We start from the raw sequence: 15,784 nt of genomic DNA, 5'->3' as shown, positions 1-15,784 counted from the left end.
CTGCGGAGGGCATCCTCAAAAAGTAAGGTAAAAGTAAGGACGGGAGAATGTAGATATCAGGTTGAAGTTGTACCATAGAAGCATCGAAAGGAGATGTTTCTATGGACTATATCATTACAACGGAACATTTGACCAAGAAATATAAGAACTTCACTTCGGTCAATCATGTTTCGCTTCATATTCGCAAGGGCAGCATTTATGGTTTTCTTGGCCCGAACGGGGCAGGCAAATCCACTACCATGAAAATGCTGTTGGGGTTGACCGACCCCACAAAAGGCAGCTTTACCATTGATGGGAAACAGTTTCCGCAGGATCGGATTGCCATTCTCAAAGAGATCGGCTCTTTCATCGAAGCGCCATCTTTCTACGCAAATCTCACCGGGCGGGAAAATCTTGACATTATCCGCCGCATTTTGGGACTGTCGAAAGCTGATGTGGAAGATGCTCTGGAACTGGTAGGGCTGACCGAGTTTGGCGACCGGCTGGCAAAACAGTATTCGCTGGGAATGAAGCAACGCTTGGGCCTTGCCGGGGCGCTCTTGGGGCGTCCGCCGATTCTGATTCTGGACGAACCCACAAACGGTCTTGACCCGTCTGGTATCCACGAAATCCGCAATCTGGTAAAATCCTTGCCCAGCCTTTACGACTGCACGGTGCTGATCTCGTCCCATATGCTGTCTGAAATCGAATTGATTGCAGATGACATTGGGATTCTCAACCACGGGCGGCTGCTGTTTGAGGGAAGCATGAATGATCTGCGTCAATACGCCCTGCAATCCGGCTTCGCTGCGGACAATCTGGAAGATGTGTTTCTTTCTATGGTTGAGAAAGATAACATGGACAGAAAGCAGAGGGCAAAATTATGAAAACGCTGGCAATCGAACTTCGGAAAGGAAAGCGAACCGGCGTGATTCCCGTGCTGCTGGCCGTTGGTGTCTTGGGAGCCGCCTACGCATTTATCAATTTCATTGTGCGGAAAGACACACTCCTGAATTTGCCGCTGGCCCCGAGGGATGTCTTGTTGACCCAGCTCTACGGCATGATTATGGTGCTGAATCTGTTCGGTATCGTGGTTGCTGCCTGCATGATCTACAACATGGAATTTAAGGGAAGTGCCGTAAAGAAGATGTATATGCTTCCCGTCAGCGTCCCGGCCATGTATCTGTGCAAATTTCTGATTCTGACGGTCATGTTTTTGGTTGCAATCGTGCTGCAAAACCTGGCACTTGCACAGATTGGAATGACGGACTTGCCGGACGGAGCATTTGAGATGGGTACGCTGGTACGCTTTGCCGGATACTCTTTTCTCACATCCATGCCGGTACTGTCGTTTATGCTGTTGATTTCCGCGCGCTTTGAAAATATGTGGGTGCCGCTTGGAATTGGTGTTGCCGGTTTTCTGAGTGGTATGGCCCTTGCAAATTCGGGGCTGACGCTTTTGCTAGTGCATCCTTTTGTGATTATTCTGAAACCAGCAGTAGCCATGAGCGCCCAGCCTGATTCGACGGTTGCCCTTGTCGCTTTGGTGGAAACACTGTTGTTCCTTGCTGTGGGCTTGTGGCTGGCGAAGTACAGACGCTACGAGTAAGGAGGGATAATAAGAAATGAGTTTTTTGGATTTACTCAAAATCGAGTTTATGAAAGTAAAACGCTCCAAAATCGTACCCCTGATTTTCATTGCACCTTTATTGGTGGTGGTTTCCGGGGTTGCGAATTTGAGCAACTACTTTACACCGGAATACACCAATGCGTGGCCTGCCATGTTTATTCAAAGTGCGCTTGTTTACGCCTACTATCTACTTCCATTCAGCATGATCGTGGTTTGCGTGATGATCGCAGGACGAGAAACAGGAAATAACGGGATTCTGAAAATGCTGGCGCTGCCGGTCAGCCGCTGCGCATTATCCATTGCCAAATTCTGTGTGCTTACCTTTTATCTGTTTATGGAGATGGTGGTGTTTCTTGTCGTATTTGTAATCGCTGGGTTGATTGCGACACAGACAATGGAAGTAACAGAAACCCTGCCGATCCTGTATCTTCTGAAATGGTGCTTGGGGCTGTTTCTGACTATGCTGCCGTGCATTGCGGCTATGTGGGCCATCACTGTGCTGTTTGAAAAGCCGCTTCTTTCTGTGGGATTAAATCTGCTGCTTGTGATTCCCGGTGTATTGGTTGCGAATACGCCGCTGTGGATCGCCTACCCGTACTGTTACAGCGGTTATCTCGTTTCCTGCTCTCTTCATGACTTTACAGCAGAAACTTCCGACGCCGCTTTTTCGGTGTTTCCGTTCCTGCCGTGCGCGATTGTAGTGTTTGGCCTGTTTTTCGCGCTGGCTGTCACCCAATTTGGGAAAAAAGAAATGAGGTAAAACTATGGAAAAGAAAAAATTTCAATCAGTTAGTATCGCTGCGCTCATTGTGAGCATCCTACCGCTGGTGGCTCTTGCCCCATCGCTTCTGCACCTTTCGCTGTCGGATGGAGTCCGAACCGCTTGGGCCGGAGCCAATATCGTTTTTGTCCTGCTGGGTCTGATTCTTTCGGTGGTATGTGTGCGGAGCAGGGAAAGCCGCAGCATAATCAATATTGTATCAACTGCAATCAGCGTTTTTTGTCTGCTGCTGATGGTGGGAATTGTTGCGCTTGCCATGTTCCTTACTTTCGTTCAGTGAGGAAACGGTTATGCGTAGAGTTGGGAAATTTATTGGATGCTACCTGATCGCGGTTTCTTTGCGTTTACACAAACCTATGACGACTTGCAGGGACACGGTAGCCGATTGGAGGCTATTTTGCCGTGTCCCGTTTGCCTTTTCAAAGCTCACATGATCTACATCAGTTAAAAAAGCATTGCTCCTCCTCCGGGCAAGTATAACATTGCATCGGCATTATCGTTCCATGTAATTCAGTATAATAATGGCTGTTCTTGGCGCGCCAGTTTTCCATCACGGAAATCTGGCGTTTTTTGTTGCCATTTTTTCGGAGATGACCCGGTTGTCTGCCGGTGTCGGTCTCCGCCTCCATTCGATTCACCCGTCAATCACCCGTGAATCGAAATGGAGGTACATAATGAAGAAAATTAACCTTCGGGAACTTTATCCTGATGTTTATATAACAGACTTTTTTGTAGATGTGACAGAGGAAGTAATGGAGACTATTCGGGCAGCTGAACGTGCGGAGGCTGCGTATGAGCGAAAGATGTATCGTTATAAAGCACAGTATTCTCTGGATTGCGAGAATGGCATTGAAAATGCGGTGCTGTTGAAGCCGCAAACACCGGAGATGCTTCTGGAGGAAAACAGTTTCAGGAGCAGGTCTATGCCGCTGTGATGAAGCTGCCGGAGAAACAGGCAAAGAGGATTTATGCCCGATACTATCTGGGAATGACGGTAAATGAAATTGCCGAAGTAGAAGGTGTAGACCCAAGCCGTGTCCGAGACAGTATTCGCCGTGGACTAAAGCAGCTTGTAAAATATTTTTGATAAAATTTCATTTGATGCGCCTGTTTTTTGCCTTTTTTGTCAGTGTTAATAAGAAGGACAAGTTTTCCTCCTTCATCAGTACATTGACAATCGAATAGACAGCACAACAGGTACATAACTCATGTACGAGCGAATGTGAAACGCCGCGAAGATGGAGCAGTCAGGGAGGTGATGAAAGAACTGCTTCGGAGCGATCTGCGATTTCATAAAACGGATTGTGGCAGATTCATGCCAAAACACCTCGCGGAATAGTGATGTGTGAACAGTAACCAAAAGTTTGACTTGATTCGAAAAAGTATATTGAGTATATTGCAAACAAAAAATGCATATGATATAATGCCAGTAGGCAAAATGATAAGGTTAAATTCATTTATAACACAGCAAAAGCCCCAGAGTTGCGACCTCTGAGGCTTTTTTATTCCGTTTGGGCAGGGTGGCTTATTCCCCCAGGCTGGCTACCAGCTGCTATTTTCTATCCAACCATTTGCAAATGTAGTAGGCGATTACACTTGCCAAGATAGAAAGCATAAATGATAAGATAATATCCATTTACAACACACCCCCTTTCTGCACCTGTCTAGGGGTGGTAGCTCAACTATTATATCATAGAACAATGTGTACAGAAAGACTATACTTGAAATATATACTGGGATAGTGGTGTGTGAACAGTAACTATGTTACAATTAAGTCTGTAATTATTATTAGTCTTTGACATTCCCGCATCTTTTTGATACTATAGAATCAGTAAAAAACTAGCAGACCTCCCATGGGAGAAATCCTATGGGAGGTTTTTGTAACGAGGTGAGGTGTATAATGAAAAAAGAAAACAATTCTGCACATAACCATAACAGAGGAAGCTTTTCCGGAAGGATTGGTTATGTGCTGGCAGTTGCAGGTTCTGCAGTAGGACTGGGAAATATCTGGAGATTTCCGTATCTTGCAGCGAAATATGGAGGCGGAATTTTCCTGCTGATCTATATTCTTCTGACTGCATCATTTGGTTATGTACTGATCATGTCAGAAACAGCCCTTGGACGAATGACCAGAAAGAGTCCGGTAGGTGCATTTGAGCATTTTGGAAAAACGAAATCATTCAAAATCGGCGGATGGTTAAATGCAGTGATTCCAATGCTGATCGTTCCTTATTACAGTACGATTGGCGGATGGGTAATTAAGTATCTTGTGGAATATTTCAAAGGAAATGTCCAGGCAGTAGCGGAAGACGGATATTTTGGAAACTTTATTTCCGATTCCTGGCAGGTGGAACTCTGGTTTCTGGTATTTGCGGCGCTTGTATTCATCATCATTCTCGGTGGTGTACAGAACGGTGTAGAGAGAATGTCAAAGATCATGATGCCGGTTCTGGTAGTTCTGGCAGTCGTAGTTACAATCTATTCTGTCACACGTCCGGGTGCTGTTGAAGGTGTGAAATATTTCCTGATCCCGAATGTGAAAAATTTCTCCTGGATGACAGTAGTAGCAGCGATGGGACAGATGTTTTATTCTTTGTCCATTGCAATGGGAATCCTCTATACTTACGGTTCCTATGTCCGTAAAGATATGGATATTGAGAGATCTACCACACAGGTTGAGATTTTCGATACAGGTATCGCAATCCTTGCGGGACTGATGATTATTCCGGCGGTATTTGCATTCTCCGGTGGAAATCCTGAAACACTTCAGGCAGGACCATCTCTGATGTTTATCACATTGCCAAAAGTATTTGCAAGTATGGGATTTGGTACTGCAACAGGAATCGTATTCTTCATACTTGTATTACTTGCAGCTCTGACAAGTGCAGTTTCCCTGATGGAAACCAGTGTTTCCACATTCATGGACGAACTTCACTGGAGCCGTAAGAAATGCTGCGGTCTGATGGTTGTGATCATGATTGTACTTGGAACCGCATCTTCCATGGGATATGGACTTCTGGATTTTATTCGTATCTTTGGAATGAACTTCCTTGATTTCTTCGATTTTATGACAAACTCAGTAATGATGCCGTTGGCAGCACTTGCAACCTGTATTCTGATTCTTCGTGTTGTTGGTATTGATGGAATGGTAAAAGAAATTGAACAGTCTTCTCCGTTCCGCAGAAAGAAACTGTACAGAGTATTTATCAAATATTTTGCACCGATTTGCCTGATCATTATTTTGCTGAGTTCTATTGCAAACGTTTTGGGAATTATCAGTATGTAAAAAATATATGACTCTTTTTACAAAGAATGCAGCATGGATCAACTGCAAGACAAGAGAAGAAGCAACTGCACAGTTCACCAGGAAGAATGGCTGGCAGGCAAACATGGCAGGAAATCTGCCAATGAATGTGTGAAATGTGGTAAGTGGGAAGAAGTATGTCCGCAGCATATTAAGATCAGAGATGAGCTGGAGAAAGTTGCAGCAGAACTTTTGGGATAAATTGCTATAGATAAGAGTAGAAAAGAGGAGTGAAACATGAAGTTCGATAAAGAGAAAATGCGCTTATACGCAATAACGGACCGTCGCTGGCTTAATGGGCGGAGCCTTAAGGAAGTGGTAAAGGAGAGTCTGGATGGAGGCGTAACCTTTCTGCAGCTCAGAGATAAAAATTCAGATGATGAAACTTTCCTGCAGGAAGCAGCTGAACTTCAGGAATTATGCAGAGATTATAAGGTACCTCTGATCATAAATGACAATGTGGAAATTGCTTTGAAGATGAATGCAGATGGTGTTCATGTAGGGCAGAGTGATATGGAAGCAGGTGCTGTGCGTGAGAAACTTGGACCGGATAAAATCCTGGGAGTTTCGGCACGAACGGTAGAGCAGGCATTGCTTGCACAGGAGCGTGGTGCAGATTATCTGGGGGTGGGTGCAGTATTTGCAACCGGTTCAAAAGCAGATGCGGCAGAACTTCCCCATGAAACACTGAAGGCAATCTGTGAAGCGGTATCTATCCCTGTGGTGGCAATCGGAGGGATCACAGCAGAAAATATATCTCAGCTAAAGGGAACAGGGATTTGCGGTGTGGCAGTGATCAGTGCCATTTATGCTCAGAATAACATTAAAGAAGCAGCAGAAGAACTGAAAGAGGCAGTAGATAAGATTGTATTATAGAAGAAATGAGAGGAAGACAATTATGAGAACTGCACTGACGATCGCAGGAAGTGATTCCAGCGGAGGCGCCGGAATCCAGGCAGATATTAAGACAATGATCACAAATGGTGTATATGCAATGAGTGCCATTACCGCATTAACTGCACAGAATACAACCGGTGTACAGGCAATATTAAATGTAACACCGGAATTTCTGGGGCAGGAACTGGATTCTGTTTTTCAGGATATTTATCCGGATGCGGTAAAAATCGGAATGGTATCAGATAAAGATCTGATTCATGTAATAGCAGAGAAACTGAAACAATATAAAGCGGAAAACATTGTTGTGGATCCTGTTATGGTTGCAACAAGCGGTGCCAAGCTGATCAGTGATGATGCAGTGGAGATATTGAAGCAGGAACTGTTTCCACTGGCTGATGTGCTTACTCCGAATATTCCGGAGGCAGAGGTTCTGGTTGAAATGTCAGTGACCAATGCAGAGGAAATGATAGAGGCTGCCGGAAAGATTTCTGAGACATATCATTGTGCAGTACTTTGCAAAGGCGGACACAGCATTAATGATGCAAATGATCTGCTTTACTATGATGGAAAATATTGCTGGTTTGAAGGAAAGCGTATCGATAATCCAAACACACATGGAACAGGCTGTACGTTGAGCAGTGCCATTGCTTCCAATCTTGCAAAGGGATATGACCTGCAGACTGCTGTAAAACGTTCCAAACAGTATATTTCAGGAGCACTGGCGGCAATGCTTGACCTGGGAAAGGGAAGTGGCCCTATGGATCATGGATTTGCAATCCGAAATGAATATGTGAAAGAAAGTGAAAAGTGAGAATAGCTATGGAAGACAACAAAAAGAAAGGCCTCGGAATGGTTCTGGAAGGTGGAGGTATGCGGGGACTGTATACAGCCGGAGTTCTGGATGAGCTGATGGAGCAGGGGATTTATGCAGATTCTACAGTTGGCGTTTCCGCCGGTGCAATTTTTGGATGTAATTATAAGTCCCGCCAGATTGGACGAACCCTTCGTTATAATACCAGATTCTGCAAGGATAAACGATATATGGGATTGAAAAGCTGGATCACTACCGGCGATCTTTACAGCAAAGATTTTGCATATGGGGAGGTGCCCTGGAAGCTGGATGTTTTTGACACAGAGACATTTGCCAGATCACCCATGAAGTTTACGGTTGTATGTACAGATATTGAAACAGGAAAACCCTGCTATCAGGAATGCAGAATGGGAGACAGGCTGGATGTGGAATGGATGCGCGCATCAGCTTCCCTGCCACTGGCCGCCAGACCGGTAAAGCTGAATGGAAGAATGTATCTGGACGGAGGCATCTCAGATCCGATACCTGTAAACTGGATGCTTTCACAGGGGTATGAGAAAAATGTGGTAGTCTGTACCCGTCATCCGGGATACAGAAAAGAACATAATAAGCTGATGCCACTGCTCAGACTGAAGTTCAGGGAGTATCCGGAGCTTGTAAAGCTTCTGGATGAACGTCATATTCAGTATAATCGTATGCTGGATAAAATCGCATATCTGGAAAAAGAGGGCAGGATCCATGTTATCCGCCCGGACAGAGACATCAGTGCCAAACCGGTTGAGCGTGATCCCGCCCATTTAAAGGAGATTTATGAGGTGGGACGGAGAGTGATGAAAGCTGATATGGAGAAACTGAAGGCGTATTTGGCAGAGTAATGTTTAGTCTATCAGCAGGTAGCGAATCCGGTGATAGATTTCCATCTGATTGCAATTGACTTTGGGTGAGGAATTATGAACAGCAGCAAGTTATCAGTAAAGCTGTCAGATACAACGAAGTTAGTAAAAACAGACAGGAATAAAAATTGTATAAAACTGGTACATAAACCAATTAAAACAGTACTGATTTATCAGTTGCTGTTTTTTTTTCGCAAAATAATACTTTTGTTCTATTGCTGTAAACAGCAAATATATCAATGTGTTTTCCTAATCTAAATGCTATAATCCGAAAAAAGTCCCATAGAGAAAATGCTATTAAAGGCTATATAATAAAACCATCAAAAACAAGCGCGCTGATAAAAAACAGGAGGAAATTTTACGAAGAGAAGAGGAATGGCTTTAGGTCTGGCGGCATTAATGACCTGTACTGCTTTATTTACCACAACTGCGAAGGCAGAAAACAAGGGTAGTGACGAGAAAGAAACTATAAAATTCACTTACTGGGGAAGCGGAGACGAAAAAAAGGCTATTGAGGAATCTGTAGATAAATTCATGGAAGCAAACCCCAATATTGAAGTGGATCTGATGCATATTCCATCTGAGGATTTCCTGACAAAATTGAATGCTATGATTGCAGCCGGCGAAGCACCGGATGTAAGTTATTCAGCTTCATGGAAATGTCAGATGGGTGAGGATGGCCTGATTTATAATTTCTATGATCTTCTGGATGATATGGGACTTAGTAAAGATGATTATCTGTCTACCTGTTGGTGGAACTGGAGTCCTACAGAATCAGCAGGACCTGTTCAGGCCAATGTTACAACAAATCTGATGTACAATGTAGACTGCTTCGAAGAGGCAGGGGTAGATCTGCCGCCGACTAAGGTAGAGGAAGCCTGGTCATGGGATGAATTTGTAGAGATGGCACAAAAACTGACGCTGGATACAGAAGGAAGAAATGCAGCTGATCCGGATTTTGATGCAAATAATATTAAACAGTACGGTGTAATGTTTGGAACAGACTGGAATGTATATATGCCGTTTATTCTATCAGCAGGCGGCGGTTACTTAAATGAGAGTATGGACGGACTTGGATTAAATGATGAGAAGTCAGCTCAGATTTTACAGAATTTTGCAGATCTGATCAATGTGTACCATGTATCTCCTACAGCAGTACAGAAGAATGCAATGCCAAGTGCAGCAACAGCACTGGCTGCAAAACAGACAGCAATGTACATTGACGGAAGCTGGAACCATCTGGATCTTATGAATTCAGGATGCAACTGGGGCGTAGGTGTTCTCCCAATTGATGAAAACTATACTACTTTCTTTGATGGTGGTTCTTTGATTATATTCAAGAGTACAAAGCATCTGGAGGCTTCCGAAAAACTTTATCTGTGGCTTACAAATCCAGAAAGTTCAGAAAGAATCACAGAATTATACAGAACTTTATGGATGCCTGTACAGACAGAATATTATACTGATCCGGATAAGATTGATTTCTGGGCATCTGAAGAATTGCCTGCAAGACCAGAGGGCTTTCAGGACGCTATTGTAAAGGCAACTTATGATCATGCAGTAGTGGCAACCGAAATTAACGTAAAGAATTTTAATGAGATTAATACATTAGTGGGCTCTGCACTGGAACAGGTGTGGTCTGGAAAGAAAACGGCAGAAGAAGCAATGACAGAAGTAAAAAGCCAGACGGATTCTTTGGTAGAAGGAACCTATTCAGGAGAACGTTCTTAAAGTATTCAAGTGAAAGGCTGCTTTTGGCAGCCTTTCCTGATTGAAATAGCTATAATGCCAGAAAGGAATAAATATGCAGACGAAAATAAAGTATAAAATGACAAATCGCGAGAAAAGAGAAAATCGTTGGGGAATTTTATTCAGTCTTCCCTGTATTCTGGGATTTTTGATTTTTGCATTGCTTCCGATGGCAGTCAGTCTGGGATTGAGTTTTACAAATTTTAATTTTACAACAGGCGGACAGTTTATAGGAATCAGCAACTATAAAAATCTGTTCAGTGGAAGTGATCCGTATTTTTATAAATCATTACTTGTAACAGTAATTTATGTTGCGCTTTCTGTACCGACAGCTATCATATTTTCTTTTTTTATAGCAATGCTGTTAAATACAAATGTAAAAGGAAAAGGATTTTTCAGAACAATCTTTTATCTTCCGACTGTAGTTCCGATCGTAGCAATGGCAGCGATTTGGATGTGGATTTTCAATCCGGACATGGGATTGGCAAACAATATTTTAAAGGCAATGCATTTACCGGTAAGTACATGGCTTTCAGGTGAAAGTTCAGTTATTCCCACACTGGTTTTTATTAATCTGTGGACTACCGGATCAACAATGGTAATTTTCCTTGCCGGAATGCAGGATGTACCAAGACAGCTTCTGGAAGCAGTTGAGATTGATGGAGGCGGATTCTGGGCAAAGCTGCTTCATGTTACGATTCCTATGATGACTCCTACAATTTTTTATAATGTGGTAATGGGAATCATCAATGGATTCCAGATATTTACCCAGTCTTATGTTATGACACAGGGTGGACCAAACAATTCCAGTTTGTTCTATGTATACTATCTGTACAGAGAAGCATTTGAGTTTGGAAGAATGGGAAATGCCTGTGCAGTTGCCTGGGTATTGTTCCTGATCATTATGGTACTGACTGCAGTCATATTTAAGTTTTCCAACCGTTGGGTTTATTATGGAGGAGAATGAATATGAAGAATACAAAGAAAATTATTTCAAAAATTCTAATATACTTTGCGCTGATTTTAGGTGTTTTGTTTTGTCTGGTTCCTTTGTACTGGATGATCAGAAGTTCACTGATGAACACAGTGGAAGTGTTTATGATGCCGCCTCGCTGGATTCCTTCCAAATTTATGTGGGAAAACTATCAGGAAGTTTTTGATACACTTCCCTTTGGAAAATATTTCCTGAATTCATTTATTGTAACCGGAGGATGTGTAGTGGGAACAATGCTTACCAGTTCCATCTGTGCATATGGATTGGCAAGAATTAAATGGAGAGGCAGAAATGTGGTATTTGCCTGCATCATCAGCAGTATGATGCTTCCAGTTGCGGTTACTTTGATTCCTACATTTCTGATGTGGAGAACTATTGGAATAACAGACAGCTTTATTCCACTGATTGTTCCGGCATGGTTTGGAGGCGGTGCATTTTACATATTCCTGCTTCGTCAGTTTTATCTGGGAATCCCGAAGGATTTTGATGAGGCAGCATATCTGGACGGTGCTTCCCATATTCAGATTTTTACAAAAATTATCCTGCCAATTACAAAACCGGCCCTGGCTGTTGTAGGTATGTTTGCGTTTTTAAATTCCTGGAATGATTTCCTGAGTCCGCTTGTATATTTAAATTCTGAGAAAAAATATACAGTTGCACTGGGACTTCAGTTGTTTACTGGTTCTTACAGAGGTGAATGGAATTTAATGATGGCAGCAGCCTGCCTGGTGCTTGCACCTGTTGTGGTTGTATTTGCCATTGGTCAGAAGTATCTTGTTGAGGGTGTAACAATGTCTGGTGTGAAAGGCTAAGAATAGGAGGAAAAACAATGCATTTAAGAGGAAATGTGATTTATAATACATGGGAAAATTTCTGGAAAAAGGCATATAAGTCTTCTTATTTCAGAGCACAGTATGATGAAACTTCGGAGCGCACAGACTGGTCATTAAGTGAGAGACAGCTATTTACACAGTCAAATGGAAGAACACTTTTGGGCCAGGATACCATGGGCAGACTGCACTTTTTGTGCACTCCTCATGATAAAATTTATGCAGTACCATCCGGAGGAACAGATCTGGGAGGACAGTTTAAAGGATACATAGGTCAGTATTATCAGAATGATACAGCATTACTTCTTGGAAAAATGAAATATGATCTGGAGCTGGACAATGGTCTGATGATCTCAGGTGCAAATAAGCAGTCATGGACAACTTATTATGATGATTTTCTTCCGGTTACTGCTACAGAGCATCCGGAACTGGAAACCAGAATATTCTCTTTTGCGCCGATTCTGGAGAAAGAAGCAGTTCCGGCATCATCAATCCATCCGGTTCCGGGACCTGCAGGAGCATTCTACTGTATAGAAGTAAAAAATATTTCCGGATGCAAAATGAAAGGAAAACTTCGTCTGTCATTTGACCAGAAGTTTGTAAATCAGTTTGAGCATTATGGGAAATATTTCGATGATTATACAGTAACACCATATAAATCAGAATGGGATCAGAAATTGCTGGTATTATGGCACCCGGAAGCCTGTGCAGCAATTCAGCTTCTGGATTCCGTATGTGAAGGCCAGGGAGATAATCCTAGAATTTATGTACCATTTGAATTAAAAGCAAATGAAAGCAGAACATTTACAACAGTAATTGCTCTTACTCCAAAGAGAGAAGAGATTTATTCTGCCCTTGGAACACTGTATCAACATACACCGCTGGAATGGTTGAATGTTACTGATGATTTCTGGAAAGAAAGATTTGGAAAAATCACTACAGATATTCGGGAAAACCAGGAGGCTGGTGAGAAATACCGTGATATGCAGGTACGGTTTATTCTTGATAATTTTAACTGCCTTTCTTTCAGAGAAGATGGAAGTTTTCTGACCAACTGGCAGGGGGCACCGTCCCATAGTCTTTCGAGGCTCTGGGGAATTGATATTACTCCTGATGTGGTAAGTGTTATGTATGCAGTACCTGAGGTAGGAAAAAGTGCAATGTTTTATCTGGCAGAAAGAAACCGGCCACGTTATAGCCTGTATTCGGATCATAGTATGTTTTACTATATTTCTCTGCTTGTAATAGCAGGAAAATATCTGGAGCTGACAGGAGATGAGAAATTCTTCAGAGATCATCCGGAACTGGTTGCTGCTATTGATGAGATCTACGATGGAATGATGAAGCATAAACATAAAGAAAAAGCACTGATTTCTAGCAGATACGCCAGCGATCTTATTGTATTCCGCAAGTATGATTACGGTGCAAATGTACAGTGTTATTATGCGTTGAAATCTTACAGAAGAATTCTGAAACTTCTGGAACGGGATGCGACAGATGTGGACAGATTTATGGAACAGATGAAAGCAGACATGAAAGAACTGATGGAAGGTAGCGGACCATTCGGCAGACAGATTACAGGCGGAAACAACTTAGGTGAGAATGAGGAACGCTTCTATATCCAGGATGATCTGAATTATTATGGTGGTGAGGATACTGCTACAGTTATGGCACCTTTGTATGGGCTATATGAGTTCGATTATGAGCCATATGTAAATCTTCATAGATATGCACGTTCTATGTATATCACAAACTATGATCCGGAATTCCAGACAATGCGTGAATTACATTTTGGCATGAATCCATCTGCAACAGGCTGTACTTTAAAACTTGGCGGAAGTCTTACCAGACAGGAAATGCTTGATAACCTGAATCTCCTTTACGAACGTCTGGATGAAACAGGCTCACTTTTCTGGTGGCCAAGAGCAACAAATAAGAAAAGATGCCTGACTAGATGCAGCCAGGGACAGGGGGCATGGATTCAGCAGAGTATTGAGCAGTGGTTTGGTCTCAGGATGGATGGAACACAGAAAACGCTGGTCATCAAGCCACAGGGATTGCTTTCCGGTTATAAACTTCAGAAAACACATCTTGGAGCTTATGTTTTTGATATTGAATATAGAGAAGAAAAAGGAAAAACTGTTATTAATATTAAAAACTAGGTAATTGCGAAACTCGCGGTGCTCGTTCGTAACCTTGAACCAAAACAAGGAAGAATTCGCGAAGAGCACGACTTGTGGAATGAAAAATGGATAATCGCACATGTTAGGCGCACTTTAATAAGCTATGGACTTTATGAAAGTGGTAAGTCCTAAGCTATGAGTGGTTTTATGCTTCGAATATATTCGTGGTGATTGATCTTATCTGCGAGAACAACAGTAATAAGTTGTGTGATCCCGGCAAGAATCAGATCAGCATGCAGAGTCCTCTCATTTTGGGTTCGGCGTCCTGCAAGACAGAGATTGTCTTTGATGTGGTTGATATCTCTTTCGACAACAGTCCTGATTTTATAGGTATCATCCCATTTTTCGGTGCCGCGGATCGTTCCGGGATAAGCACGAAGATCCTTTTCCGGGTAGATGTAGACCATCCGCCCACATTTAGAAGAAGTACAAGGGTTGTCACAGAAACAATGACGATGGGATTTTTGAGTTGATTTATCATAAATCCATTTCATTCTTGGACAGACAAATTTATATCTTGTTACTCCACTGTGAAGTTTGGAAGTGCCTTCGTACTTCATTTGTAAAGAAGGATCATGGGGACAACACGGAATACCATCTTCATTGATGGAATAATCCAGATTTTCAAGTCCGGATCTTGCATTCAGCGGAATATAAGCTTTCGAGAAATGTTTGTCATTACCAAAAGTGTCACCGGTAAGAAGGCTCTTATAGAGTTGTGCGGTATCGAAAGCAGCATCACCCAGGAAGGTTTTTGGATTAATCAAAGGATGCTTGGAAAAGAAGTCCTTAAGTGTGGGGATTAAAAGCTTTGAATCATGAACACATTTATCTTCGTCAGGGGAATCGGATTTCTTTTCGACAACGATATCAGGATGTGAAGCCATAAAGTTTTTGTTATAAAAAGATATGTGGCGGATGATGCCCAATCCGTTAGTGACAATGCCGAACTTGAAGACATAGCAAAAATGCCCATTGATATAGAGCTGCTTAATCTCAGGATTAGCAGAAGCATGAGAAGGCATGGAACCATAGGCAGCTTTATAAGGATCATAGGATTTATCAAAGCCCTGAGCTTTCGCGTATGCCTTAAGCTGTTTGATGATCCTGTTAGCATACTTGGGATTATTTTCGGTAACAAATGCTTCTATGCCGGAAGAATCAAAGATGGTCATATCCGCTTTTGCAGAGTCAATCGCCTGACAGATAGGCTCGGTAACATCAACAAGGTTATCGAAAACAAGCTGGAGGTCATCTAAAAAATCCTGTTTGAATCGGGTGATTTTGGAAGCGTCTGGGACTTTAGTAAAACCACAGAATTCCCGAAGTGATTTTGAGTAAGCGAGAAAAGTCAGGAGAAGCTGATCCGTAGGGATAGAGAAAATACGTTGAATAATCAAAGCCCACAGAAAAGCTTGCAAAGGGTATTTACGGGTTCTGCCCGTCGATGCATAGAAATGATTTCTAAAAGAAATCGGAATTAACTCATCAATATCGATATGGGTTTCTAATAGAGAAAGAAAAGCAGGTTTGTCATTTTCAAATTTTTCATGGCAATCTGAAAAAATATCTGCCAAAGAAAGCTGTTTATATGGTATCATAAGTATCAGAATAACTCCTTTCTTGGATGTAGGTTTATAGTTTTTAGTCAACTCTATTATACCATATCCGGTGAGGAGTTATTTGTTTATAGGTAACAAAAAATGCCGTATTTATGCGGCTTGTGGCGTTTC

At 42.4% G+C, this 15,784-nt stretch carries 14 protein-coding genes and 1 pseudogene; 14 read left to right on the top strand and 1 reads right to left on the bottom strand.

The genetic code is table 11. From position 1 onward, the window contains the following. The first annotated feature begins 101 nt into the window (after window positions 1-101). From AC075J_RS15300 to AC075J_RS15235, 14 genes and pseudogenes are all read left to right on the top strand, one after another. The gene (locus AC075J_RS15300) at window positions 102-866 is read left to right on the top strand and encodes an ABC transporter ATP-binding protein (protein WP_118588203.1); all 765 of its coding nucleotides are present in this window, start codon (window positions 102-104) and stop codon (window positions 864-866) included. After that, a complete protein-coding gene (locus AC075J_RS15295; protein ID WP_118588205.1) occupies window positions 863-1,588 on the top strand; it encodes an ABC transporter permease in 726 nt (241 codons plus the stop codon). Before AC075J_RS15300 ends, AC075J_RS15295 begins: the two co-directional genes overlap by 4 nt. 16 nt (window positions 1,589-1,604) lie before the next feature. Beyond that, window positions 1,605-2,369 (top strand): ABC transporter permease, encoded by a 765-nt coding sequence (locus AC075J_RS15290; protein ID WP_025581228.1) that lies wholly within the window; start codon window positions 1,605-1,607, stop codon window positions 2,367-2,369. 4 nt (window positions 2,370-2,373) lie between these two features. Further along, a complete protein-coding gene (locus tag AC075J_RS15285) occupies window positions 2,374-2,670 on the top strand; it encodes a hypothetical protein (RefSeq protein WP_118588207.1) in 297 nt (98 codons plus the stop codon). A 394-nt stretch (window positions 2,671-3,064) separates the two neighbouring features. Next, window positions 3,065-3,477, top strand: a pseudogene (locus AC075J_RS15280) (sigma-70 family RNA polymerase sigma factor). Between the two features lie 813 nt (window positions 3,478-4,290). Beyond that, complete coding sequence (locus AC075J_RS15275; protein ID WP_118588149.1) at window positions 4,291-5,676, top strand: sodium-dependent transporter; 1,386 nt, start codon at window positions 4,291-4,293, stop codon at window positions 5,674-5,676. 33 nt (window positions 5,677-5,709) lie between these two features. Next, entirely contained in the window at window positions 5,710-5,895 is a 186-nt protein-coding gene (locus tag AC075J_RS15270) for a hypothetical protein (protein ID WP_044951901.1), read from the top strand. Window positions 5,896-5,931: 36 nt separating this feature from the next. Next, window positions 5,932-6,570, top strand: coding sequence for a thiamine phosphate synthase (thiE, locus tag AC075J_RS15265; RefSeq protein ID WP_118331154.1), 639 nt, complete (start codon window positions 5,932-5,934; stop codon window positions 6,568-6,570). A gap of 22 nt (window positions 6,571-6,592) precedes the next feature. Further along, window positions 6,593-7,402, top strand: coding sequence for a bifunctional hydroxymethylpyrimidine kinase/phosphomethylpyrimidine kinase (thiD, locus tag AC075J_RS15260; RefSeq protein ID WP_008705936.1), 810 nt, complete (start codon window positions 6,593-6,595; stop codon window positions 7,400-7,402). 8 nt (window positions 7,403-7,410) lie between these two features. Then, window positions 7,411-8,277 (top strand): patatin-like phospholipase family protein, encoded by an 867-nt coding sequence (locus AC075J_RS15255; RefSeq protein WP_022380059.1) that lies wholly within the window; start codon window positions 7,411-7,413, stop codon window positions 8,275-8,277. A 393-nt stretch (window positions 8,278-8,670) separates the two neighbouring features. Next, a complete protein-coding gene (locus AC075J_RS15250) occupies window positions 8,671-10,026 on the top strand; it encodes an ABC transporter substrate-binding protein (protein WP_476390478.1) in 1,356 nt (451 codons plus the stop codon). A gap of 73 nt (window positions 10,027-10,099) precedes the next feature. Continuing rightward, window positions 10,100-11,011 (top strand): carbohydrate ABC transporter permease, encoded by a 912-nt coding sequence (locus tag AC075J_RS15245; RefSeq protein WP_008705933.1) that lies wholly within the window; start codon window positions 10,100-10,102, stop codon window positions 11,009-11,011. Window positions 11,012-11,013: 2 nt separating this feature from the next. Next, window positions 11,014-11,850: a carbohydrate ABC transporter permease gene (locus AC075J_RS15240; RefSeq protein WP_020993461.1), complete on the top strand. Its 837-nt coding sequence runs from the start codon at window positions 11,014-11,016 to the stop codon at window positions 11,848-11,850. 17 nt (window positions 11,851-11,867) lie between these two features. After that, window positions 11,868-14,030, top strand: a complete 2,163-nt coding sequence (locus tag AC075J_RS15235; RefSeq protein WP_476390477.1) for a hypothetical protein — start codon at window positions 11,868-11,870, stop codon at window positions 14,028-14,030. A 149-nt stretch (window positions 14,031-14,179) separates the two neighbouring features. Here the strand turns inward: AC075J_RS15235 and AC075J_RS15230 are convergent, their stop codons facing one another. Then, the gene (locus AC075J_RS15230) at window positions 14,180-15,652 is read right to left on the bottom strand and encodes an ISNCY family transposase (RefSeq protein WP_055200932.1); all 1,473 of its coding nucleotides are present in this window, start codon (window positions 15,650-15,652) and stop codon (window positions 14,180-14,182) included. Window positions 15,653-15,784 lie beyond the last annotated feature (132 nt).

This window comes from Blautia sp. ZXY-1-C6, from assembly GCF_056339875.1.
Note: the sequence above shows the minus strand (reverse complement) of the source record. Positions and strands in the feature narration are given on the sequence as shown.

Bases quoted from the DNA above. Each gene is read 5' to 3' on its own strand.
- AC075J_RS15300 (WP_118588203.1), top strand. From the start codon at position 102: ATGGACTATATCATTACAACGGAACATTTGACCAAGAAATATAAGAAC.
- AC075J_RS15295 (WP_118588205.1), top strand. From the start codon at position 863: ATGAAAACGCTGGCAATCGAACTTCGGAAAGGAAAGCGAACCGGCGTG.
- AC075J_RS15290 (WP_025581228.1), top strand. From the start codon at position 1,605: ATGAGTTTTTTGGATTTACTCAAAATCGAGTTTATGAAAGTAAAACGC.
- AC075J_RS15285 (WP_118588207.1), top strand. From the start codon at position 2,374: ATGGAAAAGAAAAAATTTCAATCAGTTAGTATCGCTGCGCTCATTGTG.
- AC075J_RS15275 (WP_118588149.1), top strand. From the start codon at position 4,291: ATGAAAAAAGAAAACAATTCTGCACATAACCATAACAGAGGAAGCTTT.
- AC075J_RS15270 (WP_044951901.1), top strand. From the start codon at position 5,710: ATGGATCAACTGCAAGACAAGAGAAGAAGCAACTGCACAGTTCACCAG.
- thiE (WP_118331154.1), top strand. From the start codon at position 5,932: ATGAAGTTCGATAAAGAGAAAATGCGCTTATACGCAATAACGGACCGT.
- thiD (WP_008705936.1), top strand. From the start codon at position 6,593: ATGAGAACTGCACTGACGATCGCAGGAAGTGATTCCAGCGGAGGCGCC.
- AC075J_RS15255 (WP_022380059.1), top strand. From the start codon at position 7,411: ATGGAAGACAACAAAAAGAAAGGCCTCGGAATGGTTCTGGAAGGTGGA.
- AC075J_RS15250 (WP_476390478.1), top strand. From the start codon at position 8,671: ATGGCTTTAGGTCTGGCGGCATTAATGACCTGTACTGCTTTATTTACC.
- AC075J_RS15245 (WP_008705933.1), top strand. From the start codon at position 10,100: ATGCAGACGAAAATAAAGTATAAAATGACAAATCGCGAGAAAAGAGAA.
- AC075J_RS15240 (WP_020993461.1), top strand. From the start codon at position 11,014: ATGAAGAATACAAAGAAAATTATTTCAAAAATTCTAATATACTTTGCG.
- AC075J_RS15235 (WP_476390477.1), top strand. From the start codon at position 11,868: ATGCATTTAAGAGGAAATGTGATTTATAATACATGGGAAAATTTCTGG.
- AC075J_RS15230 (WP_055200932.1), bottom strand. From the start codon at position 15,652: ATGATACCATATAAACAGCTTTCTTTGGCAGATATTTTTTCAGATTGC.